A 25,040-nucleotide genomic window follows, 5' to 3' on the forward strand; every position below is an offset into this window, starting at 1 on the left:
GTCGGACTACCCGTCCGCCGCCGCTCGCAGGCCCCCTCGGGCTCCGGCCGGCAGGCCGAGGAGCCCGGCGAGAGCGGCGTCCGAGGCGGACAGGGCAGCGCGGTCGAAGGTGCTGCTGGAGGCGACCAGCTCGGCCGCGCCGGTGCGCTCGAACAGCTCGGCGAGCCGGCTCTCCACCTGGGCGGCGGTGCCGGCGATCGCCCCGGCCGTGGTCTGCTCGACGTACTGCCGCTGCCGCGCCGTCCAGTCGTGCGCACGGATCGCGGCCACCGGCTCGAGCGGCGGGAAGGCACCGGCCGTGCGGGCCTGCGCCATCGCCCACGCCTCGGGCAGCAGCAGGTCGGCGGCCTCGGTCGCGGTGTCGGCGACCAGGACGTCGAGGCTCACCGACACCCGTGGCTCCGGCGCCTGCGCACTGGGCCGGTAGGAGCGGCGGTAGGCGGCCAGCGCGGCCAGCCCGGGCCCGGGGTCGCCGGCCACGCCCAGCAGCGGCCCCCCGACGACCACCGGCAGCCCGAGCTCCGCGGCCACCGCCAGGCCGCGGCCGGTGGCCAGCACGTGCAGCGGGACGTCGCCGTCCGGGCGCGGGTGCATCGTCACCTCCGCCGTCCCGGTGAGGAAGGCGCGCAGCTCGGACAGGTCGGCGGCGAAGTCCGGCTCGTCGCCCGAGCGCAGTGCGCGGCGCACCGGTGGGGTGAAGCCGGGGGAGCGGCCCAGCCCCAGGTCGACCCGGCCGGGGGCGAAGGCCGACAGGGTGGCGAACTGCTCGGCGACCACCAGCGGCTGGTGGTGCGGCAGCATCACGCCCGCCGAGCCGAGCCGGACCCGCGTCGTCCGGCCGGCGATGGCGGCCAGCAGCACCGCCGGTGCGGATCCGGCGACGCCCGGGACGCCGTGGTGCTCGGCGACCCAGAACCGCGCGTAGCCCAGCTGCTCGGCCCGGACGGCGCGGTCGACCGTGCCGGTCAGGGCCGCGGGCTCGGGCTCACCGGCGCGGGTCCGCGAGCGGTCGAGCAACGACAGGACGGGCATCAGAACGCGTACCGGACCCGCAGCCACGGGGCGTGCCGGGCGATGAGCTGCTGCAGCCGGTCGACCCCGGCGCGCTTGACGTCGTTGCGGTAGCGGACGTTGAGCATGCCGTTCTGGCTGACCTTGGGCTGCTGCAGCTCCGGTCGCCAGAGCGCCTCCTCGGCCTGCGGGTGCCAGCCGAGGTTGACCTCGTGCAGCTGCTCGTTGTGGGTCAGCATAATGATCTCGGTGGCCGCCTGGGCCTTGGTGGCCTCGGACAGCTCGTCGTCCAGTCGGCGCAGCAGCTCCGTCCAGTCCGCCTCCCAGCCGTCGCGCAGCACGACGGGGGAGAAGTTGAGGTGCACCTCGTAGCCGGCCTCGACGAAGTCGTCGATCGCGTCGATCCGCTCGTCGATGCGGCTGGTGCGGACGTCGAGGAGCTTGGCGTCGGCGTCGGGCATGAGGGAGAAGCGCACCCGGGTGCGGCCCTGCGGGTCCAGGTCGAGCAGCTGCCGGTTGACGAACTTGGTCGCGAAGGACGCCTTGGCCGTGGGCAGCGTGCGGAAGGTGGCGATCAGGTCGGCGACGTTGTCGCTGACCAGCGCGTCGACCGAGCAGTCGCTGTTCTCGCCGAGGTCGTAGACCCAGTCGAACGGGTCGCACTCGTTGGGCTCGGGCTTCACGCCCTGCCGGTCGACGTGGCGGACCACCGCCCGGGTGATCTGGTCGATGTTGGTGAAGACCGTGATCGGGTTGGCGTAGCCCTTGCGCCGCGGCACGTAGCAGTAGGCGCAGGCCATCGCGCAGCCGTTGGCGGTGGAGGGGGCGATGAAGTCCGCCGACCGGCCGTTGGGGCGCACGGCCACGCCCTTCTTGACCCCGAGCACCAGCGTCTCGGTCTTGACCCGCACCCAGCGCTCGACGTTGCCCTCGTTGCCGTGCAGGTCGGGGATCTGCCAGTGCGAGGGCACCTCGACCACCTCGGCGCCGGGGAACCGGGCCAGCACCTGCCGGCCGCGGGGGGAGGCAGCGGCGGCGGGCTCGGTGTAGACGGTGCGCACCTGGAGCAGGCGGCTGTCGACCGGTACCTCGACCGGCTCCAGGTCGTCGAAGAGCGTCAGCGCGTCGGTCACAGGAGGTGCAGCGCCGCCGGGCCGGGGGCTGTTCCACCGCGTGGCGTGGCGCTGCCCCTAGGCTCGCACCGCTCCGCCGTCCCCACCTGGAGGTCCCTCTCGTGCTGGCCAGCATCGGCTACGCAGTCGCCTACACCGGCGTCGGCATCGTGCTCCTCGTCCTGGGCGCCGTCGTCCTCGACCTGCTCACCCCCGGCCACCTGGCCCGGCACATCTACGAGGAGCGGTCGGTCAACGCCGGCATCGCGCTCGCCGCGGTGTTCCTCGGGCAGGGCGCGATCGCGTTCACCACGATCTGGACCAACGGCACCAGCGGCTTCGGTGACGCGCTGCTCGACACCGTCGTCTTCGGGCTGGTCGGCATCGCCCTGCAGGTGGTCGCCTTCTTCGTGCTCGACCTGCTCACCCCCGGCAAGCTGGGGCAGCACCTGGTCGAGGTCGGGTTCCACCCGGCCAGCCTGGTGAGCGCGGCCTCAACGCTGGCGGTCTCGGCGATCGTCGTCGCCTCCATCTGGCCCTGACGCCGGGCCGTTTGCCCCGCCCGGCCAGGGGCACCCGTCCAGGGACGACGTGATCTTGTGCGTCCCTGACGATCGGACCCCCCCATGAAGGCAGTGACCTGGCACGGCACCGCGGACGTCCGCGTCGAGGAGGTCCCCGACCCCTTCGTCCAGGAGCCGACCGACGCGGTGATCCGGGTGACCACCACCAACATCTGCGGCTCGGACCTGCACCTGTACGACCCGCTCTCCCCGTTCATGGGCAAGGGCGACGTCCTGGGCCACGAGGCCATGGGGCAGGTCGTCGAGGTCGGCTCGCAGACCGGTGACCTCCAGGTGGGGGACCGGGTCTCCATCCCGTTCCAGATCTCCTGCGGGCACTGCTGGATGTGCCAGCGGCAGCTGTACACCCAGTGCGAGACCACCCAGGTGCGCGACCAGGGCATGGGTGCCGCGCTGTTCGGCTTCTCCAAGCTCTACGGCGAGGTGCCGGGCGGGCAGGCGGAGTACCTGCGGGTGCCGCAGGCCCAGTTCACCCACATCAAGCTCCCCGACGGGCCGCCGGACGACCGGTTCGCCTACCTGTCGGACATCCTGCCCACCGCCTGGCAGGGCGTGGAGTACGCCGGCGTGCCCGAGGGCGGCACGCTCGTCGTGCTCGGCCTGGGTCCGATCGGTGACTTCGCCTGCCGGATCGCCAAGCACAAGGGGTACCGGGTCATCGGCGTCGACCTGGTCACCGAGCGGCTGATGCGCGCCCGGCTGCGCGGCATCGAGGTCGTCGACCTGCGCGAGCACGAGAGCGACCTCGGCGACGCGATCCGCGACATGACCGACGGCCGCGGCCCGGACTCGGTGCTCGACGCCGTCGGCATGGAGGCTCACGGGTCGCCGGTCGCCGGCTTCGTGCAGAAGGCGGCCGGGCTGCTGCCCAAGGCGCTGTCGGCGCCGCTCATGCAGGAGGCCGGTGTCGACCGGATGAGCGCGCTGTACTCCGCGATCGACATCGTCCGCCGCGGCGGGACCATCTCGGTCTCCGGCGTCTACGGCGGCGCGGCCGACCCGATGCCGATGGTCACCATGTTCGACAAGCAGATCCAGCTGCGCATGGGCCAGGCCAACATCAAGAAGTGGGTCCCGGAGATCATGCCGCTGCTCGGTGACGACGACCCGCTGGGCGTCGACTCCTTTGCCACCCACCGGCTGCCGCTGTCGGAGGCACCCGACGCCTACGCGAAGTTCCAGCAGAAGGCCGACGGCTACGTGAAGGTGCAGCTCAAGCCGGAGCTGTGAGAGAGGCCCCCGGCGCAGGGGCCGACCGATCGGCAGCAGTCCTGAGGGCGGTGGCCGGCCTCACGTGAGGCCGGCCACCGGCCTTCAGCTGCGGGCGGCGAGGACCTGTTCGTAGACCTGCACGGTCTGCTGGGCGATCGCCGGCCAGCCGAACTCGGCCAGCACGCGCTCACGACCTGCCCGGCCCATCTCGGCGGCCCGGGCGGGGTCGGCGAGCAGCTCGGACATCCGGGCGGCCAGGCCTGTGGCGAAGGCGGCCGGGTCGTCCTCGGTGTAGGGCACCAGCAGGCCGGTGCGCCCGTCGTCGACGACCTCGGGGATGCCGCCCACGGCGCTGGCCACGACCGCCGTCCCGCAGGCCGCGGCCTCCAGGTTGACGATGCCCAGCGGCTCGTACACCGACGGGACGACGAACACGGTCGCGCCGGTGATCAGCGGGACCAGCTGCTCGCGCGGCAGCATCTGCTCGATCCACACGACGCCGGACCGGCGGGCCTGCAGCGCGGCGACGCCGTCGGCGAACTGCTGGCGCTCGGCCGGGGTGTCCGGTGCGCCGGCGCACAGCACCAGCCCGGCCTCCGGCGGCAGCTGGTCGGCGGCGGCCAACAGGTGCATCAGGCCCTTCTGCCGGGTGATGCGGCCGACGAACAGCGCGTAGGGCCGGTCGGGGTCGACGCCCACGGAGCGGACGACGTCGGGCGCCTCGATCGGGCGGTAGGCCTGCGCGTCGACGCCGTTGCCGACGACGAGCACCTTCGCCGGGTCGAGCTCCGGGTACACGTCGAGGACGTCGGCCTTCATGCCGCGGCTGACCGCGATGACGGCGTCGGCGGCCTGGTAGGCGGTGCGCTCGACCCAGGAGGAGAGCCGGTAGCCCCCGCCGAGCTGGTCGGCCTTCCACGGCCGGCGCGGCTCGAGGGAGTGCGCGGTCACCACGTGGGCGCTGCCGTGCACCAGCTGGGCCAGGATGCCGGCGGTGTTGGCGTACCAGGTGTGGGAGTGGACCAGGTCGACCCCGGCCAGCGCCGCGGCCATCTCGACGTCCACCCCGACGGCCTGGAGCGCACCGTTGGCCGACTGCAGACCGGCGGGCACCGCGTAGCCGGTCGCATCAGCCCCGGGCGTGCCCTGGGCGCGCGGACCGCCGAAGCAGTGCACGTCGATCTCCGGGCCACCGTCGAGGCCACGCAGGGCCGCCACGAGGTGCTCGACGTGCACCCCCGCGCCCCCGTAGACGTCCGGCGGCCATTCCCTCGTCACCACTCCTACGCGCACGCCGCTCACCCTAGGTCCGCGCACCGGACGGGGCGCGCCAGCGGGTCACGCGCGTCCGGTCAGCCGGCGCGGCGGCCGAGTGCGCGGTAGCTCCAGCCGGCAGCCACCCAGCGGTCCACGTCCAGGGCGTTGCGGCCGTCGAGCACGCGCTTCCGGGCGACGACGCGACCGAAGGCGACCGGGTCGAGCTCGCGGTACTGCGTCCACTCGGTGAGCAGGAGGACGGCGTCGGCTCGCTCGGCCGCCTCCTCCGGGGTGTCCACGACGTCGAGCTGGGACCAGCTGCGCCGGATGTTCTCGCCGGCGGCGGGGTCGGTGACCCGGACGACGGCGCCCTGCAGCTGCAGTTGGGCGGCGACGTTGAGCGCAGGTGAGTCGCGGATGTCGTCGCTGTTGGGCTTGAAGGCGGCCCCGAGCACGGCGACGCGCTTGCCGAGGAGGGAGCCGTCGCAGACCTCGCGGGCCAGGTCGACCATCCGGATCCGGCGGCGCATGTTGATGTTGTCGACCTCGCGCAGGAACGTGAGCGCCTGGTCGGCGCCGAGTTCCCCGGCGCGGGCCATGAAGGCGCGGATGTCCTTGGGCAGGCAGCCGCCGCCGAAGCCGAGGCCGGCGTTGAGGAACTTGCGGCCGATGCGGTCGTCGTGGCCGATGGCGTCGGCGAGCTGCTTGACGTCGGCGCCGGTGGCCTCGCACAGCTCGGCCATCGCGTTGATGAAGGAGATCTTCGTGGCCAGGAACGAGTTGGCCGCGGTCTTCACCATCTCTGCGGTCGCGTGGTCGGTGACCACCTGGGGCGTGCCGGCGGCCACGATCGGGGCGTAGACCTCGTCCAGCACGGCGCGGGCGGCCTGTCCTCCGGCGCCGGGGGAGATGCCGTAGACCAGCCGGTCGGGGTGCAGCGTGTCCTCCACCGCGAAGCCCTCACGCAGGAACTCCGGGTTCCACGCCAGCATCGCGCCGGGGACCTTTCCCTCGATGAGCTCGGCCAGCCGGGCGGCGGTCCCGACGGGCACGGTGGACTTGCCGGCGACCAGGTCGCCGGGCTCGAGGACCTCGAGCAGGGACTCGACGGCGGCCTCGACGTAGCGCAGGTCGGCGGCGTACTCGCCGCGCTTCTGCGGGGTCCCGACGCAGACGAAGTGGACCCGCGAACCGGCCGCGTCGGCGATGTCGGTGCTGAAGCGCAGCCGCCCCGAGGCCAGGGACGTGCCGAGCAGCTCCTCGAAGCTGGGCTCGTAGAACGGGGCCTCCGCCCGGGACAGCCGGGCGACCTTCCCCGGGTCGACGTCGATGCCCACCACGTCGTGCCCGAGCTCGGCCATCGAGGCGGCGTGGACCGCACCCAGGTAGCCGCAACCGATGACCGAGATCTTCATGAACGGTCTCTTCTCTGCTGGTCGGGTGCAATTCCCGAAAAGGGCAGGGCGAGCCGGGGAATGGTCGCCGACAATGGCGGACGCCGGCTCGCGGGCAGGCGGTCCGTGGGCAGGGGACCAGCCGGCCGGCCTCGTGGTCGAGGCGTCTGGGGACGACCCTGACGGACGCCGCAGCCTGTCGTCAAGTCGAGATGTCGACACGGAGCGTGATGTCGGTCTCTCGCTCTGCGTAACCGCACGGATGCGCTACGTTGTGACCAGAAGTTGACGAACCCGCAACGCAGCGGGCTGGACAGAACGACGTATGTCCTGGTCATGATGGTGTCAGCGCCTCGACGACGAGGCTGTCCGGCGACACGGACCCTCGGGGGACGCTCCGAGAAGTGCGTCGACGGAGTCACGTCCGGCGACCTTCGGTAGTCGCCTCCGTCCGGGTCGACACGACCCTCGGACCCCCCCCACCCCCGCCACCGCACGGTCCCGGCCCGGTGCCGTACCGGTTTGGCGGAACACACTTCTACGCGGGTGCAGTCGCGCCCTGATGGGACAGAGGAATCGTGGCCACAGTCTCCCTGAGCCCACCGCCGACAATGGCGGAGAAATCGGCTCCACCGGCCGTTCGCCGGCACCGCACGGACATCCAGGGCCTGCGGGCCGTGGCCGTGCTCCTGGTCGTCCTGTACCACGCCAACGTGCCCGGGGTGACCGGCGGTTACGTCGGCGTCGACGTCTTCTTCGTCATCTCCGGCTACCTGATCACCTCGGCGCTCAGCGCCGAGGCGGAGCGGGACGGCCGGATCTCCTTCGGCCGCTTCTACGGGCGGCGCATGCGGCGCCTGCTGCCGGCCGCCGTGATCGTCATGGTCTTCTCCGTCGTCATGGCCCGGGTGTTCCTGCCCGTGACCCAGGCGCAGTCGGTCATGACCGACGTCTTCTACGCCGCCGTCTACGGGATCAACTACCACCTCGCGTTCGAGGGCGTGCAGTACCAGAACGCGACCGCGCCGCCCTCACCGCTGCAGCACTTCTGGTCGCTGTCGGTGGAGGAGCAGTTCTACGTCGTCTGGCCGCTGCTGATCGCGCTCTGCCTGCTGGTCGGACGCCGCAGGCACTTCCGGAGGCTCATGGTCGGCGCCATCGCGCTCATCTCCGCCGGCACCTTCCTCGCCTCGGTGGTGCAGACCCCGCAGGACACCTCGCTGTCCTACTTCTCCATCCACACCCGGGCGTGGGAGCTGGGCGCCGGCGCCCTGCTCGCCCTGCTGGCCCACCGCCTGGTCATGCCCCAGGGCGTCCGCGCCGTGCTGGCCTGGTCCGGGACGGCGGCCATCGTCGCCACCGCCTTCCTCTACACCGACCGCACCCTCTACCCCGGGTGGGCGGCCGCCGTCCCCGTCGCCGGAGCAGCGGCGCTTCTGGCCGCGGGCACGCTGGGCGAGGTGCCCTCGCTCCAGAGGGTGCTGGGCCACGGGGCCATGCAGTACATGGGCAAGGTCTCCTACGCCTGGTACCTGTGGCACTGGCCGATGCTGATCCTGCTGCCGGCCTGGGTCGGTGGTGAGCTGGGCTGGGGCTACCAGGTCGAGATCGTCTTCCTGGCCTTCTGGGCCGCCGTCCTCACGTACTTCCTGGAGAACGCGGCCGCACGGCACAGCCTCACGTTGCGCGGCTGGCTGGCGGCCGGGACGGCGATGTCCGCGGTGGCGGCCGGGACGGCGTTCGTCCTGCTCCTGTCGCTGCCGAACCTGGTGGGCACCGGCGAGGCGCGCCAGGCCGTGGCGCTGCGGACGGCGGACCTCACCGAGGTCAGCCGCACCATCGACGCCAGCGCCGGCATCACCGCGCTGCCGTCGAACCTCACGCCGGCCCTGGGCGTGGCGAGGGACGACCTCCCGAGCTCCAGCGCCGACGGCTGCCACCTGGACTTCCTGGAGACCGAGCAGGGGGAGTGCCTGTTCGGGGACCCGCAGGGCGCCAGGACGATGGTGCTCATCGGGGACTCCCACGCCCAGCAGTGGCTCGCCCCGCTGGAGGAGCAGGCCCGCGCCAACGGCTACCGGCTCTACAGCTTCACCAAGTCGGCCTGCCCGATCGCCCAGATGGGGCCGGTCTACAGCGACCAGCTCAAGCGCACCTACACCGAGTGCTCCACCTGGCGGGCTGCCATCCAGGAGCGCGTCCGGACGCTGGACCCGGACCTGATCGTGTCCAGCCAGAGCGACCAGGTGGTCTGGAGCTCGATGACCGACGACGAGTGGGGACAGGCGACCGTCGACGGGCTGCGGGCGATGGCCGGCGCCGACAGCCGCATCGTCTACATGCAGGACACGCCCTACGTCGGAGACGACCCGCTGGCCTGCCTGCAGGAGCACCTCGCCGACGCGTCGCAGTGCGCGGTGCCGGTCAGCGGCGCCTTCGCGTTCTTCCCGGACCGGCACACCGCCGTGCACGCGGCGGTCGACCGGGCCGGCTACCAGTTCGTCGACACCCTGCCGTTCTTCTGCACCCAGACCTGCCCGGCGGTCGTCGAGAACATGACCGTCCGCCGCGACAACGGACACGTCACGAACACCTACGCGGCCTGGCTCGCGCCCATGTTGGCCCCCCTCTTCGAGGAGCTGTGATGCCCGACCTCACCCACCCCGATCTCGTCCAGCCCGCGGCGTCCACGGCGGTCTCGCTCCGCACCCGGCCGGCTTGGCGCCCGCTGGCCGGGCAGGCCCCGGTCGTCGAGGGGCTGCCCGCGGCACCCACCGACGCGGACAAGTTCACCTACTTCGGCAAGCAGCACATCTGGTTCATCACCATGCGCACCGTCGCCGCCTGCTCGGCGGCGCTGAGCCTGGTGCTGTTCTCGGCGACGACGCCGGCGCTCTGGCTGTTCTGGCCGATGGTCACGATCTTCATCGGCTACATGGTCCTGACGCACATCGCCACGACCCGACGTCGCCGGATCACCCGGCTGGACCACGAGCGCACCGTCGCGCTGTGGGAGCCGGAGACCCTCCCGAGCATCGACGTCTTCCTGCCCTCGGCCGGTGAGCCGCTGGAGGTGCTGCGCAACACCTACGAGCACGTGGCCCGGCTGACGTGGGCGGGGGAGCTCGTCGTCCGGGTCATGGACGACTCCGCCCGGCCGCAGGTCGCCGAGCTCGCCGCGGAGTACGGCTTCGACTACGACGTGCGGGACAACCGCCCGCTGCTGAAGAAGGCCGGCAACCTTAAGTACGCCTTCGACCGCACCGAGGGCGACCTCATCGTCATCTTCGACGCCGACTTCTGCCCGCGGGCGGACTTCCTGACCGAGCTGGTGCCCTACTTCGCCGACCCCACGATCGCGATCGTGCAGTCCCCGCAGTTCTTCGACGCCGACAAGAAGCGCCAGAGCTGGCTGGAGGAGTGCGCGGGCTCGGTCCAGGAGAGCTTCTACCGGTGGGCCCAGGTGTCCCGCGACAAGCTCGGTGCCCCGATCTGCGTGGGCACCTGCGCCGTCTACCGGCGGGCCGCGCTGGTGGAGTCGGGCGGCTTCGCCCAGATCGGCCACTCCGAGGACGTGCACACCGGCGTCAACCTGATGAAGGTCGGCTACCGGACCGTCTACGTGCCGGTCGTGGTGGCCAAGGGCCTCTGCCCGGACAAGCTCTCGTCGTTCATCTCCCAGCAGTACCGCTGGTGCCTGGGGTCGATGAGCCTGCTCGCGGACAAGGCCTTCCACGACGCGCCGCTGCGCTACCGCCAGCGGCTGTGCTTCTTCACCGGGTTCGGCTACTACATCAGCACCGGGGTCGGCGTGTACCTGCTCTCGCTGCCCACGCTGGTCATGCTGTGGTTCCTGCCCGACCGCATCGTGCTGTCGAACTTCTTCTGGCTGCTGCCGACCTTCCTGCTCTACCCGCTCATCGCCCTGATCCACCGGACGCACTGGCGGCCGGCGACGCTGCGGGTCTACACGATCTCCTCCTTCGCGCACGCGGCGGCGATCTGGCACGCACTGCAGGGCCGGGCGGCCGACTGGGTGCCCACCGGTCAGACCCGGAAGACGGGCATGACGGCGCAGGTGACCCGGATGATGGTGGGCTGGACGGCCGGCACCAACGCGCTCATGGCCGCCGGGGTCGTGCACTGGCTGCTGCAGGGCCGCGGGATCGTCGACATCGCGCCGATCCTGGTGTTCAGCGTCCTGAACGCCTACATCTGGATGCCGATCGCGTTCCTGGCCTGGCGGGAGCGGCAGCCCTCCCAGCGCTCCGGGCCCCGGTTCCTGCCCCGGCGGACCGCCGCCCGGGCCGCCGCGCAGGCCTGACCGGGCAGGCGTGGTCGTCCCTCCCCGCCGGCCCCCGGCGGTCCGGCCGGCCGCGGTCGCCGGCTGCCTGGTCCTCGCCCTGCTCCTGGGCCTGACGATGTCGGGCTCAGGAGCAGGGGGCCAGATCGCCCGGGTGCGGCTCTGGGCGGCGCCCACGGCCGTCGACGCCCTCGTGGGCGCACACCCCGAGCTGCGCGTGCTGGCCGAGCAGCCGACCTTCAGCTGGATCGGTGAGACGACGGACCCGCGGACGGTCGGCTCGTGGGCCCAGGCGGCCGCCGGCCTGCCGGTCCCGCTGGTGCTCTACGCGATCCCGGACCGGGACCTGGGGGGTCACTCCGCCGGTGGCTTCGGTGACGACTCCGCCTACCTGGCGTGGGTGGGTGCGGTCGCACACCACCTGGGGGACGCGCCCGCCGTGGTCGTCGTCGAGCCCGATGCGATCGGGCTGTCCCTGCAGCTGCCGCCGGCACAGCGGGCGGCCCGGCTGCTCACGATCGGCCGGGCCGTCGACGTGCTGAAGGCCAACAGCCCACGGGCCCGGGTCTACCTCGACGCGTCCATGTGGGTGTCGCCGGCGGCCATGGCCGGTCTCCTGGAGCGGGCCAACGTCGGCAGTGCCGACGGCTTCAGCATCAACGTGGCCAACCACGTGGCCGACGGGCCGGCGCTCGCGTACGGCAACGAGCTGTCGGCGATGACCGGGGGGAGGCACTTCCTGGTGGACAGCAGTCGTAACGGCCGGGGGTCCAGCTCCCACGAGCGGGACTGGTGCAACGTCGGCGGTCTGGCCCTGGGGCGGCTCCCCGGGACGCAGCTGCCCGACCAGCCGCGGCTCGACGGGTTCTTCTGGATCAAGACCCCGGGCCGCTCGGACGGCACCTGCAACGGCGGGCCCCCGGCCGGGCAGTTCTGGCTGTCCAACGCCTTGGAGCTGGTGGCCAACCGGAGACCGTGACACCGCCCGGCCCGGTCGGTCGGCGGCGGGTCGCTCAGCTGCGGGTCAGGCGATCGACCAGTTGTCCAGGCCGTCGGCCTGGGCGCACGCGGGGCTGCAGAACCGTCCGGCGTCGCCCTGCACGTCGGCCCGCGGACGCACCTCGCAGTGGGCGCACCACGCGGTCCGGGCGATCCTGCCCGCGCGCAGGCGACGGCCCACGCGGACACGCAGCGGCACCCCGCCCGGCGCAGGGGTCGCGGGCTGGGTCCGTGCGGGACGGCCGACCGGCTTCAGACGCATGACTGCTCTCCTCCGTGGAACTCCGACTCGACGCTGAGTCGGCAGGGAGCGTGCGGCGCTTGAGGGGACCGAGCAGCCACGTCACCCCACCGGGCGGGGTCGGCCATGTCCTCGGACCGGTCGACCCCCGTGTCGCCGACGACGATGACCGGGCCGCGGCACAGACGCTCCTCGTGCGGCCGTCCCATGAGTCCCACGGGCGAGCCGTTGACCGAGCGTGTGCGCGCGTGTCCTCTCCGCCGACCGTTCCCGGGTGCCGGCGGGCGGCCGGCACCCGGGTCAGCGCACGGTGCCGGCGGCCGGGAGGGAGAGGTTGGGGCCGTTCCAGTCGCCGGCGGTGGCCCGCAGCGCCCACGTGGTCCCGGGGGTGGCAGGCAGGTCGGCGCTCGTGGCGGTGAGCGGCAGGGTGCGGCTGGCCGTGCCGACGGTGAGCTGCCAGCCGGTGGCACCGGCGGGTGCCTGCGTGGGCAGCCGCACGGTGAGCGTGCCACCGGCGTAGGTCGTGTAGGGCGTCCACGGCGTGGTCATCGGGACGGCGGTGCCGGTGGTGGCTGCACCGATCGCGGTGGTCGAGGTGGTGGCGGTCGTGTTGACGGTGGCCGCGGCCAGGCCCAGGCGGTGGCTGCTGCCGTTGGCCAGGCCGGTGACCCAGTAGGCATCGGTGCCCACCGCGACGAGGGGGCGGGTCACGCCGTCGACGGTGAGCTGCCAGTGCGTCGTCCCGGCCGGGGCGGGCGGGAACGTGAGCCGCAGGGCGCCGTCGCGGGACTCGACTGCGGGGGCCGCGGGGGTGGCCGGTGTCGTGGGGGTGGGGACGGTGCCGGTGGCCGGCAGGGAGAGGTTGGGCCCGTTCCAGTCACCGGCGGTGGCCCGCAGCGCCCACGAGGTGCCGGGGGCGGCCGGGACCTCGGCGCTGGCCGTGCCGAGGGGGAGTGCCCGGGTGCTCGTCCCGACGGTGAGCTGCCAGCCGGTGGCCCCGGTGGGTGCCTGCGCGGGGAGCCGGACGGTGAGCGTGCCACCGGCGTAGGTGGTGAACGGCGTCCACGGGGTGGTCATCGGGACGGCCGTGCCCGTGGTGGCGGCGCTGATCGCCGTGGTGGAGGTGGTCGCGGTGCTGGTGACGGTGGCCGCGGCCAGCCCGAGGCGGTGGCTGCTGCCGTTGGCCAGGCCGGTGACCCAGAACGTGTCCGTGCCGACCGCCACGAGGGGGCGGGTCACGCCGTCGACGGTGAGCTGCCAGTGCGTCGTCCCGGCCGGGGCGGGCGGGAAGGTCAGCCGCAGGGCACCGTCGCGGGACTCGACCGCGGGGGCCGCGGGGGTGGCCGGTGCGGCCGCGGTGGGGACGGTGCCGGTGGCGGGCAGGGAGAGGTTGGGCCCGTTCCAGTCGCCGGCGGTGGCGCGCAACGTCCACGAGGTGCCGGGAGTGGCGGGGAGGTCGGTGGTCGCGGTGCCGAGCGGCAGGGTGCGGGTGGTGGTCCCGACGGTGAGCTGCCAGCCGGTGGCGCCGGTGGGCGCCTGCGCGGGCAGCCGGACGGTGAGGGTCCCGGAGCTGTAGGTGGTGAACGGCGTCCACGGGGTGGTCATCGGGACGGCGGTGCCGGTGGTGGGGGCGGACACCAGCTGACCGGTCGTCGAGGCCGACGCCGCCGCCAGCCCCAGGCGGTAACTGGTGCCGTCGGTCAGCCCGGTGATCCAGTAGGTGTCGCTGCCGACCGGTACCAGGGGCCGGGTCACGCCGTCCAGGGTGACCTGCCAGTGCGTCGCGCCGGTCGGTGCGGGCGGGAGGGTCAGGCGCAGGGCGCCGTCCCGGGACTCCACCGCCGGTGCGGCCGGGACGGCCGGCGTCATCAGCACGGCCACGGTCGGGGGCGACCAGGACACGGTGCTGCCGGCGTCGTTGCTCGCGGTCTCGGCGACCCGCAGGTACCGGCCGAGGTCGGCCTGTTCCGGGGCGTAGCCGGCGCCGGTCGCCGTCGTCGGGGTGCACGAGGTGACCGCCCGCGGGTCGGTGCAGCGGTGCCAGCGCAGGTCGGTCGCCAGGGGGCCCGAGGCGCCGGAGGTGCGCCAGGTGCCCGGCGTGGCGGTGAGCGAGCTCCCCACCTGGGCGGTCCCGCTCACGGTGGGTGCGGTCATCACCAGCGGTGCGGCGACGACGGGGTCGTCCACCTGCCCCGCGCCGCCGAACCAGGGGGAGGCGAGCTCGGCGGCCAGCTGGGCGGCGGCGGGCGGGTCGTTCTCGATGCGGTAGTCGTGCTGGGTGTCCTGGTCGAACCAGGTGAAGCCGACCAGCCGGGGGATCGTGAGCAGCCCGGAGACCAGGTCGTGCACCATCGCCGGGCGGTCGGGGCCGGGCAGGACGGCGGACTCGGCGACGAAGATCGGCTTGGTCGGGGCGAACTGGTCGAGCTGGCGGAGGGTCGGCGGCACGTCGGCGGCGTAGGTCGCGACGGGGGAGCTGAAGTAGACGCTCAGCCCCACCCAGTCGACGACGTCGTCGCCCGGGTAGAGCGGTGCCAGCGGCACGTTCGGGCGGGAGATCACCGTGATCGGTGACCACGTCCAGACGACGTCGTCGGCACCCGCGGCGGACACGACGTCGACCACGTGCCGGTAGGCCGCGACGTAGTCCTCCGGGGTGTTGCCGTTGACCCCCTGCCCCCACGGGTACCAGGAGCCGTTCATCTCGTGGCCGAAGCGAACGGCGACCGGTGCCCCGACGGCGGCGAGCGCCGCGCCCTGCGCGCTCAGGTAGGTGTCGAACTGCCCGGCGGCGATCGCGGCGAGCGGGTACGGGTTCTCCCCGGGGCGGGTGTGGGTCCAGGGCTCCCAGGTCAGCATGGGCAGCCGCCCGTCCGCGCTGAGCCGCTGCAGTGCGCCGGTGTCCACCTGGCCACCGAAGTCGAGGAAGAACATCGCGGTGCTGGGGGAGACCCCGGTCGCTGCGGTGAACGCGTCCAGGGCGGCCGGGTCGCGGGGCAGCCCGGCCACCGAGGCGCCGACGTGCACCCGCTCCGGGCACAGGACCGGGTCGGGTGTGCAGGTGGCCGCGCCGGCCGCGGGGGCCAGCAGGACCGACCCGGCGCCGACGAGGACGGCGGCGGCGGTGAGCAGTGCCGGCCTGCGCCGGCTCCGGGCCCGCAGCCGGCGCAGGCCGGATCCTCCACGCCCCGGGGACGGGGTGCGTCCGTGCTGCGTGCGCGTACGTGCTGGGGTCATCAGGTCCCTCGCCCTCGCCGGGTGTCCGCCGTCCGGCATGGGCCGGACGGCGGTGGAGCGCCTGCGGTGGACGACGGTCGACCGAGCCGGCGCCCTGCGGGTCATCCTGGCCCAGGAGCCACCCTCTCGTCACGTGCCGTTGATCACTCATGTACGGATCGTGACCAGTCGCCCCTCCTGCTGGTCCCCGTGGCGCCCGCGGGGACGTCCTCGGGCGGTGCTGCGGGCGGAGGCCCCGGGGTCCCGGTTACGACCAACGGGTGAGTCCTGGACCACCTGGGGGCGCACGGCGGGCCGCCAACAGTTACCTTCCCCACATGCGTGGCGGCCCCAGAGTTCTCGGCATCGTGTTGGCAGGTGGAGAGGGGAAGCGGCTTGCGCCGCTGACCCAGGACCGGGCGAAGCCCGCCGTCCCCTTCGGCGGCAACTACCGGCTCATCGACTTCGTCCTGTCCAACCTCGTGAACGCCGACATCCGGCGGATCGCGGTGCTCACCCAGTACAAGAGCCACTCCCTCGACCGGCACATCACCACGGTCTGGCGGATGTCGACGCTGCTGGGCAGCTACATCACCCCGGTCCCGGCGCAGCAGCGGCTCGGGCCGCGCTGGTACACCGGCAGCGCCGACGCCATCTACCAGAGCCTCAACCTCATCTACGACGACCGGCCCGACATCGTCGTGGTCTTCGGTGCCGACCACGTGTACCGGATGGACCCGGCCCAGATGATCCAGCAGCACCTGGACTCAGGCGCCGGCGTGACCGTGGCCGGGCTGCGGGTGCCCCGCAAGGAGGCCACCGCCTTCGGTGTCATCGACGCCGACGAGAACGGCAAGGTCGTGCAGTTCCTCGAGAAGCCGGCCGACCCGCCCGGCCTGCCGGGCAGCCCCGACGAGACGTTCGCGTCGATGGGCAACTACGTCTTCACCACCGACGCGCTGCTCGAGGCGCTGCGCCGGGACGCCGAGGACGAGGACTCCGTGCACGACATGGGCGGGTCGATCATGCCGATGATGGCCGAGGCCGGCGACGCCTACGTCTACGACTTCTCCAGCAACGTGGTGCCCGGCGAGACCGAGCGCGACCACGGCTACTGGCGCGACGTGGGGACCCTCGACGCCTACTACGACTCGCACATGGACCTGGTGTCGGTCAGCCCGATCTTCAACCTCTACAACGACCGCTGGCCCATCTACACCCTCCCGCCCATGCTGCCGCCGGCCAAGTTCGTGCTCGGTGGCCGGGCCGAGGAGTCGATGGTCAGCGCCGGGGTGATCATCGACGGTGCCGCCGTGCACGGGTCGGTCGTCTCGCCGAACGTGCGCCTGGAGCGTGGTGCCCGGGTCGAGGGCAGCGTGCTGATGGACGGCGTCCACATCGGTGAGGGCGCGATCGTGCGCCGGGCGATCCTGGACAAGAACGTCGTCGTCCCGCCGGGTGCGCGGATCGGTGTCGACCTCGACCGCGACCGCGAGCGGTACCACGTGAGCGCCGGCGGCGTGACCGTGCTCGGCAAGGGCGCACGCGCGATCCTGTGAACCACTCGGACGACGGCCCTGCGCCCCTGATCGTCACGCTCCTGCTGGACGACGAGGCGCAGGGCCGGTTCGACCGGCTGCGCGAGGCGCACTTCCCGGCCCAGCGCAACCACCTGCAGGCGCACGTGACGCTGTTCCACGCTCTGCCCGGCGAGCAGGTGGCCGACGTGCGCCGCGAGCTCGCCGAGGTCGCCGACCGCGCGCCGTTCCACGTCGCGGTGACCGGCGTGCGGTTCCTCGGCCGCGGTGTGGCGATCGACCTCGACGCCCCGGAGCTCACCGCGCTGCGGCGCGGGCTGGCCGGGGCGTTCGACTCGTGGCTGACCCGCCAGGACCGGCAGTGGTCGCGGCCGCACGTCACCGTGCAGAACAAGGTCGAGCCCGAGGTCGCCCGGGCGCTGTACGCCGACCTGTCGGCCGCGTTCGTCGCCGAGACGGTCACCGCGCGCGGACTCGGCCTGTGGGACTACCTCGGCGGCCCCTGGGCGCCGGCGGGGGAGTTCCTCTTCCGCTGAGCGACGCCCGCTGCGTCCGGCGCGCCGGTCAGCGGCTCTCGGTGTCGTACCGGCTGCGCAGCTCTGCCAGCAGCTCCGGGGTGACCTCGGCGCCGTCGGCCGCGGCCGCGTGCACGTCGCACGCGGCCGCGTGCACGTCGCGGAAGTACTGCTCGTAGCCGGGCGGGGTGTACAGGCACAGCGCCGTGGCCGGGACCTCGGGGTGAGGCGTTGCGGTACCCGTGCACCGACCCGCGCGGGGCGGCGGCCAGGTCGCCGGCGGTCAGCGCCGTCTCACCGTCCTCGGTCGCCAGGGTCAGCGTGCCGGCGAGCACGTAGAAGTACTCGTCGTGCGACCCGTGCACGTGCGGGCGTGCCCCGACGGTCGACGGCGGGACGACGAACCGCTCGACGCCCAGCCGGCCGCCGGTCAGCTGGAACAGGTGCTCGACGCCGGCCGCCTCGATGAGCTCACCCGCACCGGCGCGGACGACGGTCACCGGCGCCACGGGTCAGGTCCGCTTGGTGGCGACCAGGAGGCCGGTGCCGACGGGCAGGACGGCGCAGGTGAGGGTCTCGTCCTCGCGGAGGGTGCGGGCGATCTCGCGCCAGGCGACGGTCTGCGCGTCGCGGGCCGAGCGGTCGGCGATCGCACCGTCGGCGAGCAGACCGAGGCAGACCAGCGACCCGCCCCGGCGGATCAGCCCGAGCAGGCCGCCCAGGTGCGCGGAGTACTCCAGCGGCGGGCTGGCGCAGGTGACCAGGTCGTAGGCGCCGGGCGACAGGCGGGGGAGGACCTCGCCGGGCGTGCCGAAGATCAGCCGGGTGCGCCCGCTGGGCACCCCGGCCTCGGTGTAGGTGCGGCGGGCTGCGCGCTGCTCGGCGGGGTCGACGTCGAGGGAGGTGAGGACGCCGTCGGGCTGCATCCCCTCGAGCAGCCACAGCCCGGCGACCCCGCCACCGCTGCCAAGGGAGACCACCGACCGCGCGTTGCCCGCGGCGGCCAGCACGGCGAGGGTCGCCCCGACCGCGGGCTCCACCGGCGGGGGCGTGCCGAACGCGGTGGCCGACGTGAGCGCCCGGTGGCGGGCCGCGGCCATCACCGGGGACTCGGTGGCGAAGCTGTCGGCCCAGGCCGCCGCACTGGTGGGGGACGCTTGCCTGGGGGGCGGTCCGGCGACGCTGGTCACCCGGCGAGGGTAGAGGCGCAGGGCGGTGTCCCGCCTGCCCGGGGGCCGGGGCGGCGCACCGCCTGGCGGCCTCCCTGGCAACTGCCTGTGGGTCGTCGCCGCCGGGAACACCGGTCCGGTGCCCGCCCGTTGGAACGGACGTGCGTCTGACGCGTAGCACCAGCCAGCAGTCCCCGCCGCGGTCCACCGAGCAGCCCACCCCCGGTGGGGAGGTGGCCGCGCCGGTCGTCTGCGATCCTGTCGCCGTGACCGGAGCAGCCGCGAGCGAGCCCGCGGGCACGGCGCTGCCCGACGCCGGCGGTGCGGAGGGCTGGGTCGCCCCCACGTGGGAGCAGGTCGTCCGCGACCACTCCGCCCGGGTGTACCGGCTGGCCTACCGCCTGTCGGGCAACCAGCAGGACGCCGAGGACCTCACCCAGGAGACGTTCGTGCGGGTCTTCCGCTCGCTGGCGGACTTCTCCCCGGGCACCTTCGAGGGCTGGCTGCACCGCATCACCACCAACCTCTTCCTGGACATGGTCCGGCGCCGGCAGCGGATCCGCTTCGACGCCCTCCCCGAGGACACCGAGCGCCTGCCCGGCTCCGCGCCGTCCCCGGAGCAGGTCTACGCCGACACCCACCTGGACCCGCAGATCCAGGCGGCGCTGGACAAGCTGTCGCCGGAGTTCCGCGTGGCCGTCGTCCTGTGCGACATCGAGGGCCTCACCTACGAGGAGATCTCGGCGACGCTCGGCATCAAGCTGGGCACCGTGCGCAGCCGCATCCACCGTGGTCGCGTCCAGCTGCGCGAGGCCCTGGCCCACCTGGCCCCCGGCCGGGCCCCGGTCGCGGTGGAGGGCCTGGCGTGAGCGAGCGCGAGCAGGCCGACCCGCGCCGTCTCGGCGGCATCGTGAGCATCCCCCCGAGCCACCTCGCCCAGGAGGCCGTCGCGGCCCTGGTCGACGGCGAGCTCTCCGGCGGGGCCGCGGCGCGCGCCGCCCGGCACCTGTCCGGCTGCGTGCAGTGCCGGATGGCGGTCGCCGCGCAGCGCGAGGCCAAGGACGCCCTGCAGCACGACGGCGGCGTCGACGTCCCGTTCGACCTGCTGTCCCGGCTCAAGGCCATCCCGTTCACCGCCGACGTGCCCGGCACCGGCGGTCTGGGTGGGCTCAGCGCCGGCGCCGACGGGCTGACCACCAGTGGCATCGGCGGCTCGTGGTCCATCCCGCTGACCCCGCCGGCGCCCGCGCCGGTGCGTCCCGACCACAGCTCCCGCTGGCTGCGCCGCGGCATGACCGGTGCGCTGGCCGGCATCGGCCTGGGCGTCGCGGTCCTCGCCGTCGCCCTGCCCGGGGCCGACGCCCCCACCGACCAGACCCGCCCCGGTGCCCCGGTGGCCGGCGCGGTCGACCGCCCGGCCCCGTCCGAGCGCACCGACATCGTGCCGCCGGTGGTCCGCACCCTGACCGTCGGCTCGACGAGCACCCTGCCGCCGGGCGGGACGCCCTGAGCGAGACCTCCGGCAGCCCGGACGACCAGGCAGACGCGTTCGGCCGCCCCCGCGGGACGACGGGGGCCTTCGCGCCGTCCGAGGCGCGCCTGGCCCCGAGCAGCCCGCCGGCGCCCGAGCCGCACCCCGCGCAGCAGGCCGCCTTCGGGCGCCCGCCGGAGGTGGGCGGGTCCTTCGGCGACGCCGGCCGGCCCACCGCACCGCCGCGGCCCACCCCGCCGCCGCCGCCCGAGGCGGTGCTGCGCGCCTTCGCCCCGCGTGACGGCGCGACCGGCCTCGGCGAGCCCCCCGGTGGGCTCCGCCCCCGCCGCCGCACCGCGGCTGCACCCTTCTGGAATTCCGACGCCGTCGCCGACCCGTGGCGCGACCCGTACGCACCGGCCGGCCTCGGCGCCCCGGCCGAGTTCCCCGCCGAGGAGGAGCAGGCCGGCCCGGTCGTCGTCGACGCGCGCGGGCGCAAGAAGCTCCGGCTGCGCGACGTCTCCGTACGGCTCACGGTCCTCACGCTGCTGGCGCTGCTCCTGGTGGGCGCCACCGGCGGCGCGACCGCCTGGTGGCTGGGCCGCACCGCCGACGAGCAGCCGCTGCTGGCCCCGGGCACCCAGCTGTCCCAGGTCTCGCCCGGTGTCAGCCGCGAGCCCGGCTCGGTCGCCGACATCGCCGGTCGGGTCAGCCCGGCCGTGGTCTCCATCGAGGTCAGCCTGGCCAACGCCGGCGCCACCGGGTCCGGTGTGGTCGTCGACCCCGCCGGTGGCTACATCGTCACGAACAACCACGTCGTCTCCGGTGCTGCCGACGACGACGAGGCGAAGATCCGTGCGGTCTTCAGCGACGGTAGCGGCTCGGCGGCCACCATCGTCGGCCGCGACCCGGCCAGCGACCTCGCCGTCCTCAAGGTGGACAAGCCCGGGCTGGTCGGCGCGACGCTGGGGGAGTCCGACGACCTCGTCGTCGGTGACCCCGTGGTGGCGATCGGCTCCCCGCTCGGCCTGGCCGGCACCGTCACCAGCGGCATCGTCAGTGCCCTCGACCGGCCGGTTCGGCTCTCGGGTGAGGGCAGCGACACCAACGCGGTGATCAGCGCCGTACAGACCGACGCCCCGATCAACCCCGGCAACTCCGGCGGCGCGCTCGTCGACGGCACCGGGGCGGTCATCGGCATCAACACCGCCATCGCCTCGCTCGGCGGCAACGGCACCACCGGCGGCTCGATCGGCCTGGGCTTCGCCATCCCGATCGACACGGTGCGCGCCATCTCCGAGGAGCTCATCAGCACCGGGACGGCGGTGCACGCCACCCTCGGCATCAACGCCCGTTCGGTCACCGACGGCACCCGCGACGGCGCGCTCGTGCTCAACGTCGAGCCGGGCAGCGGTGCGGCCACGGCCGGCGTGCAGGAGCAGGACGTCGTGATCGCCGTCGATGGTCAGCCGGTCGCCAGCTCCGAGGAGCTGGTGGTCGCGGTCGACACCCACGACCCGGGCGACACGGTCACCCTGGAGCTGGTGCGGGACGGGGCCTCACGCGAGGTCCAGGTCACCCTCGGCATCGCCTAGCCGGCCTCGTCCCGGGGCCCTCGCGGAGCGTGCGGAGGGCGGGACCCGTCGTCCCGCCCCACCTCTCCCGGGTGGTGGGACCGTGCGAGAGGGCCGGACACCGTCCGTTGGGGCGGGCGACCGCTGCCGGACAGATCACCCACCTACGCTGGACACGACCGCGGTGCGCGGCAGGGCGCGAGGAGGAGCGGTGTTCAACTCGATCGGCTGGGGCGAGATCGTCGTCCTGGCGCTGGCTGCCCTGTTCATCTTCGGGCCGGACCGGCTCCCCTCGCTGGCCAAGGACGCGGCGGTGGGCATCAAGAAGGCCCGTGAGGCCATCACCGGGGTGCGCGGTCAGCTGCACGACACCCTCGGCGACGACTTCGACCACCTGCGCGACGTCGACCTGCGCCAGTACCACCCGAAGACCTTCATCCGGCAGCAGCTGCTCGGTGACGACGACGACCCGCCGCTGAAGCCCAGCGCCACGGGTTCGACGGCCGCCGGTGCGGTGCGGCTGTCCAAGACGGCGGCCCGGCGGGACACCGCGGTGCCGCCGCCGTTCGACACCGACGCCACCTGAACAAGGACCTCGGTGCCCCTCACACCGCGCCGGCGCTCGGCGCGGGCCGTGCACCGGGGCCGTACGACAAGAGGCCGGTCTCCCCAACGGGGAGGCCGGCCTCTGTCGTGCGGTGACTAGCGGCTGACGGGGGTCAGGCCCAGCGGCATGCCGGCCAGCCCGCGCTGGCGGACGGTGAGGCCCTCGGCGATCTTCTCCAGCGCCTGCGCCGCGGGGGCGTCGGGCTGGGCGAGCACGATCGGGGCACCGGCGTCGCCGGCCTCGCGCAGTCGGGTGTCCAGCGGGATCTGGCCGAGCAGTGGCACCCGGGCGCCGAGCACCTTGGTCAGCGCGTCGGACACGGCCTGGCCACCACCGGCACCGAACAGCTCCATGCGGGAGCCGTCGGGCAGGTCGAGCCAGGACATGTTCTCGATGACGCCGACGACCCGCTGGTTGGTCTGGGTGGCGATCGCGCCGGCCCGCTCGGCGACCTCGGCCGCGGCCAGCTGCGGGGTGGTCACCACCAGGATCTCGGCGTTGGGCACCAGCTGGGCCAGCGAGATCGCGACGTCACCGGTGCCCGGGGGCAGGTCCAGGAGCAGGACGTCCAGGTCGCCCCACCACACGTCGGCCAGGAACTGCTGCAGCGCGCGGTGCAGCATCGGGCCACGCCACACGACCGGGGTGTTGCCCGGGGTGAACATGCCGATCGAGATGACCTTCACGCCGTAGGACTGCGGCGGCATGATCATGTTCTCGACCTGGGTCGGCTTGTCCTCGCAGCCGAGCATGCGGGGCACCGAGTGGCCGTAGATGTCGGCGTCCACGACGCCCACGGACAGACCGCGGCGAGCCATCGAGGCGGCCAGGTTCACCGTGACGCTGGACTTGCCGACGCCGCCCTTGCCCGAGGCCACCGCGAAGACGCGGGTCAGCGAGCCGGGCTGGGCGAAGGGCACGACCGGGTCAGCGGCGTCCGTGCCGCGCACGGTCTTGCGCAGCTCGGTGCGCTGCTCGTCGTTCATCACGTCCAGGCCCACCTGGACGGCGGTCACGCCGGGCACCCGGATGACGGCCTCGGTGACCCGGTCGGTGATGGTGTCGCGCATCGGGCAGCCGGTGACGGTGAGGTAGACCTCGACGCGGACCGCGCCCGGGTCGCCCCCGACGCCGATCTGCACGTCCTTGATCATGCCCAGCTCGGGCAGGGGACGGTTGATCTCCGGGTCCTGGACGGTCGCCAGCGCGGCGACCACGGCGTCCAGCGCCGGCGTACCGGTGAGCGTGTCGGACATGCGGGGTGAGTCTCCTTCGACGGGGAGCCTGCGAGGTGCGGCTCCTCGGAGCACGCGCGCGGGCGCCTTCACTGTACGGCGGGTGAGAGCGGCGTCCGGGTGGCGAGGGTGTGAGCCCGGCCAACCCCCGTACCGGTCGCTAAGGTCGCGGCCGTGTCCTCGCCCGCCTGGTCCGCGACGCTGCGGGACTCCCTCGGGCTGGGCCTCGCGGTGGGCCTGTACGGGGTCGCGTTCGGGGCGGCCGCGGTGGGGGCAGGGCTGTCGACCTGGCAGGCGGTCGCGCTGTCGGCGCTGATGTTCACCGGCGCCTCACAGTTCGCGCTGGTGGGCGTGCTCGGCGCGGGCGGCGGCGCGTTCGCCGCGGTCGGCAGTGCGCTGCTGCTCGGCTCCCGCAACACCCTCTACGGCGTCCGGCTGGCCCCGATGCTCAGCCCCCGCGGCTGGCTGCGGCGGGCCGGGGCCGCCCAGCTGGTCATCGACGAGTCGACGGCGATGGCCGTGGCGGCCCCGGACCGGGCGCTGGGCCGGCTGGCGTTCTGGGTCACCGGCGGGTCGGTCTACGTCTGCTGGACGGCGATGACGCTGGTCGGCGCGCTCGGCGCCGGCGGGCTGGGGGAGACCGCCGAGGCCGCGCTGGACGCCGTCGTGCCGGCGGCCTTCCTGGCCCTGCTGTGGCCGCGACTGCGGCGGACCGCGACCGAGGCGGGTGCGCAGCGGCGGGTGGCGCTGGGCGGGGCGGTCGTCGCGCTGGCGCTCACGCCGTTCGTGCCCGCCGGGCTGCAGGTGGTGCTCGCCGTCGTCGCCGTCCTGTTCGCCGGGCGGCCGCGGGCGGTGGCGGCGTGAGCACCGGGGCACTGTGGACCGTCGTCCTGGTCGGCTCGGTGGGCTGCTACCTGCTGAAGCTGGCCGGGCTGTCCGTGCCGGCGGCCTGGGTCCAGCACCCGCTGGTCACCCGGGTCGTGGAGTTCGTGCCCGCGGCGCTGCTGGCCGCGCTGGTCGCGGTGCAGGCGGCGACGTCGGGCAAGGAGCTCGTGCTCGACGGCCGGCTGGTCGGGCTGGCGGTGGCCGCGCTCGCGCTGGCGCTACGGGCGCCGTTCATCGTCGTCATCGTGCTGGCCGGGGCGGCCGGGGCGCTGGTGCACGTGCTGGGCGGCTGAACGGCCTCACTCGCGGTGGCGGCCGCGGTAGGTCATGGCCTCGGCCGGCGGGTCGAAGTCGAGGTCCTCCTGGGCGTAGAAGCCGCCCGTGTGCTCGGTGTCGACCAGGAAGCTGCCCTGGACGAAGTCCATGACGTACCCCGGCGCCCAGGTCCCGTCTTCGTCGTGGACCAGCACCGGCTGGTACATGCGGAACCAGGGTGGTGCGGGGACGACGAGCTCCACGGCGCCCAGTTCCCCGGCCGGGACGCCGGCGTGCGCAGCCACCCGGGTCTTCGTCATCGGGTAGAGGTCGCGGGTCCGGTCGACCGTGCCGAGGTCGAGTGGATCGCCGGACGTCTGCAGCCACAGGCGGTAGGTGCGGTCGGGGAGGTGCTCGACCCGGACGACGAGGTTGCTGCTGGGGTTCACCCGCCCATCGTGG

At 73.8% G+C, this 25,040-nt stretch carries 22 protein-coding genes and 1 pseudogene; 13 read left to right on the forward strand and 10 right to left on the reverse strand.

The genetic code is table 11. The features are described from left to right. Positions 1 to 6 precede the first annotated feature (6 nt). Both KUM42_RS15270 and KUM42_RS15275 read right to left on the reverse strand, forming a co-directional pair. A complete protein-coding gene (locus KUM42_RS15270) occupies positions 7 to 1,032 on the reverse strand; it encodes an MsnO8 family LLM class oxidoreductase (RefSeq protein ID WP_237493378.1) in 1,026 nt (341 codons plus the stop codon). Continuing rightward, a complete protein-coding gene (locus KUM42_RS15275; RefSeq protein ID WP_237493379.1) occupies positions 1,032 to 2,144 on the reverse strand; it encodes a spore photoproduct lyase family protein in 1,113 nt (370 codons plus the stop codon). The genes KUM42_RS15270 and KUM42_RS15275 overlap by 1 nt, the downstream gene beginning before the upstream one ends. A 101-nt stretch (positions 2,145 to 2,245) precedes the next feature. Between KUM42_RS15275 and KUM42_RS15280 the strand changes: the two genes are divergently transcribed. Next, a complete protein-coding gene (locus KUM42_RS15280; protein WP_237493380.1) occupies positions 2,246 to 2,665 on the forward strand; it encodes a DUF350 domain-containing protein in 420 nt (139 codons plus the stop codon). An 84-nt stretch (positions 2,666 to 2,749) separates the two neighbouring features. Next, a complete protein-coding gene (locus KUM42_RS15285; protein WP_237493381.1) occupies positions 2,750 to 3,937 on the forward strand; it encodes a zinc-dependent alcohol dehydrogenase in 1,188 nt (395 codons plus the stop codon). 84 nt (positions 3,938 to 4,021) lie between these two features. Here the strand turns inward: KUM42_RS15285 and glgA are convergent, their stop codons facing one another. Next, the gene (glgA, locus tag KUM42_RS15290) at positions 4,022 to 5,212 is read right to left on the reverse strand and encodes a glycogen synthase (RefSeq protein ID WP_237493382.1); all 1,191 of its coding nucleotides are present in this window, start codon (positions 5,210 to 5,212) and stop codon (positions 4,022 to 4,024) included. A gap of 59 nt (positions 5,213 to 5,271) precedes the next feature. Next, on the reverse strand, positions 5,272 to 6,591 hold the full coding sequence (locus tag KUM42_RS15295; RefSeq protein WP_237493383.1) for a UDP-glucose/GDP-mannose dehydrogenase family protein: 1,320 nt from the start codon (positions 6,589 to 6,591) through the stop codon (positions 5,272 to 5,274). Between the two features lie 590 nt (positions 6,592 to 7,181). On the opposite strand from KUM42_RS15295, the gene KUM42_RS15300 reads away from it, so the two are divergent. From KUM42_RS15300 to KUM42_RS15310, 3 genes are read left to right on the forward strand one after another with little or no spacing between them, the layout of a single operon-like run. Then, positions 7,182 to 9,215: an acyltransferase family protein gene (locus KUM42_RS15300; RefSeq protein ID WP_255557512.1), complete on the forward strand. Its 2,034-nt coding sequence runs from the start codon at positions 7,182 to 7,184 to the stop codon at positions 9,213 to 9,215. Further along, on the forward strand, positions 9,215 to 10,894 hold the full coding sequence (locus tag KUM42_RS15305; RefSeq protein ID WP_237493385.1) for a glycosyltransferase family 2 protein: 1,680 nt from the start codon (positions 9,215 to 9,217) through the stop codon (positions 10,892 to 10,894). The genes KUM42_RS15300 and KUM42_RS15305 overlap by 1 nt, the downstream gene beginning before the upstream one ends. Positions 10,895 to 10,904: 10 nt before the next feature. Then, a complete protein-coding gene (locus tag KUM42_RS15310; protein ID WP_237493386.1) occupies positions 10,905 to 11,852 on the forward strand; it encodes a glycoside hydrolase family 6 protein in 948 nt (315 codons plus the stop codon). Positions 11,853 to 11,897: 45 nt separating this feature from the next. On the opposite strand, the gene KUM42_RS15315 is transcribed toward KUM42_RS15310, so the two are convergent. Both KUM42_RS15315 and KUM42_RS20320 read right to left on the reverse strand, forming a co-directional pair. After that, positions 11,898 to 12,134 (reverse strand): hypothetical protein, encoded by a 237-nt coding sequence (locus KUM42_RS15315; RefSeq protein ID WP_237493387.1) that lies wholly within the window; start codon positions 12,132 to 12,134, stop codon positions 11,898 to 11,900. Between the two features lie 279 nt (positions 12,135 to 12,413). After that, on the reverse strand, positions 12,414 to 15,350 hold the full coding sequence (locus KUM42_RS20320; RefSeq protein ID WP_304610706.1) for a glycosyl hydrolase: 2,937 nt from the start codon (positions 15,348 to 15,350) through the stop codon (positions 12,414 to 12,416). Between the two features lie 347 nt (positions 15,351 to 15,697). Here KUM42_RS20320 and glgC point away from each other — a divergent pair, with 347 nt between their 5' ends. After that, a complete protein-coding gene (gene glgC, locus KUM42_RS15325; RefSeq protein WP_370629314.1) occupies positions 15,698 to 16,888 on the forward strand; it encodes a glucose-1-phosphate adenylyltransferase in 1,191 nt (396 codons plus the stop codon). Further along, the gene (locus tag KUM42_RS15330) at positions 16,885 to 17,403 is read left to right on the forward strand and encodes a 2'-5' RNA ligase family protein (RefSeq protein ID WP_237493389.1); all 519 of its coding nucleotides are present in this window, start codon (positions 16,885 to 16,887) and stop codon (positions 17,401 to 17,403) included. The genes glgC and KUM42_RS15330 overlap by 4 nt, the downstream gene beginning before the upstream one ends. 158 nt (positions 17,404 to 17,561) lie before the next feature. Here KUM42_RS15330 and KUM42_RS20425 read toward each other — a convergent pair. Next, a pseudogene (locus KUM42_RS20425) lies at positions 17,562 to 17,891 on the reverse strand (cupin domain-containing protein); the annotation flags it as partial. Positions 17,892 to 17,894: 3 nt separating this feature from the next. Beyond that, the gene (locus tag KUM42_RS15335) at positions 17,895 to 18,572 is read right to left on the reverse strand and encodes an O-methyltransferase (RefSeq protein WP_237493390.1); all 678 of its coding nucleotides are present in this window, start codon (positions 18,570 to 18,572) and stop codon (positions 17,895 to 17,897) included. 245 nt (positions 18,573 to 18,817) lie between these two features. On the opposite strand from KUM42_RS15335, the gene sigE reads away from it, so the two are divergent. The 4 genes from sigE (at position 18,818) to KUM42_RS15355 (ending at position 22,182) form a co-directional block, all read left to right on the forward strand. After that, positions 18,818 to 19,420 carry an RNA polymerase sigma factor SigE gene (gene sigE / locus KUM42_RS15340; protein WP_237493391.1) on the forward strand — a complete coding sequence of 201 codons (603 nt, stop codon included), beginning with the start codon at positions 18,818 to 18,820 and terminating at the stop codon, positions 19,418 to 19,420. Then, the gene (locus KUM42_RS20325) at positions 19,417 to 20,061 is read left to right on the forward strand and encodes a zf-HC2 domain-containing protein (RefSeq protein ID WP_304610707.1); all 645 of its coding nucleotides are present in this window, start codon (positions 19,417 to 19,419) and stop codon (positions 20,059 to 20,061) included. The genes sigE and KUM42_RS20325 overlap by 4 nt, the downstream gene beginning before the upstream one ends. A 161-nt stretch (positions 20,062 to 20,222) precedes the next feature. Further along, positions 20,223 to 21,617, forward strand: a complete 1,395-nt coding sequence (locus KUM42_RS15350) for a S1C family serine protease (RefSeq protein ID WP_237493392.1) — start codon at positions 20,223 to 20,225, stop codon at positions 21,615 to 21,617. A gap of 190 nt (positions 21,618 to 21,807) precedes the next feature. Continuing rightward, entirely contained in the window at positions 21,808 to 22,182 is a 375-nt protein-coding gene (locus KUM42_RS15355) for a twin-arginine translocase TatA/TatE family subunit (RefSeq protein ID WP_237493393.1), read from the forward strand. Between the two features lie 116 nt (positions 22,183 to 22,298). Here KUM42_RS15355 and KUM42_RS15360 read toward each other — a convergent pair whose 3' ends face one another. Continuing rightward, on the reverse strand, positions 22,299 to 23,459 hold the full coding sequence (locus tag KUM42_RS15360) for an Mrp/NBP35 family ATP-binding protein (RefSeq protein WP_237493394.1): 1,161 nt from the start codon (positions 23,457 to 23,459) through the stop codon (positions 22,299 to 22,301). A 153-nt stretch (positions 23,460 to 23,612) separates the two neighbouring features. Between KUM42_RS15360 and KUM42_RS15365 the strand changes: the two genes are divergently transcribed. Both KUM42_RS15365 and KUM42_RS15370 read left to right on the forward strand, forming a co-directional pair. Further along, positions 23,613 to 24,302 (forward strand): AzlC family ABC transporter permease, encoded by a 690-nt coding sequence (locus KUM42_RS15365; protein ID WP_237493395.1) that lies wholly within the window; start codon positions 23,613 to 23,615, stop codon positions 24,300 to 24,302. Then, positions 24,299 to 24,616, forward strand: a complete 318-nt coding sequence (locus tag KUM42_RS15370; protein WP_237493396.1) for an AzlD domain-containing protein — start codon at positions 24,299 to 24,301, stop codon at positions 24,614 to 24,616. Before KUM42_RS15365 ends, KUM42_RS15370 begins: the two co-directional genes overlap by 4 nt. 6 nt (positions 24,617 to 24,622) lie before the next feature. Here the strand turns inward: KUM42_RS15370 and KUM42_RS15375 are convergent, their stop codons facing one another. Continuing rightward, on the reverse strand, positions 24,623 to 25,027 hold the full coding sequence (locus KUM42_RS15375; protein ID WP_237493397.1) for a hypothetical protein: 405 nt from the start codon (positions 25,025 to 25,027) through the stop codon (positions 24,623 to 24,625). Positions 25,028 to 25,040: the final 13 nt, after the last annotated feature.

This window comes from Modestobacter sp. L9-4 (assembly GCF_019112525.1).
Taxonomy (GTDB): Bacteria; Actinomycetota; Actinomycetes; order Mycobacteriales; family Geodermatophilaceae; genus Modestobacter.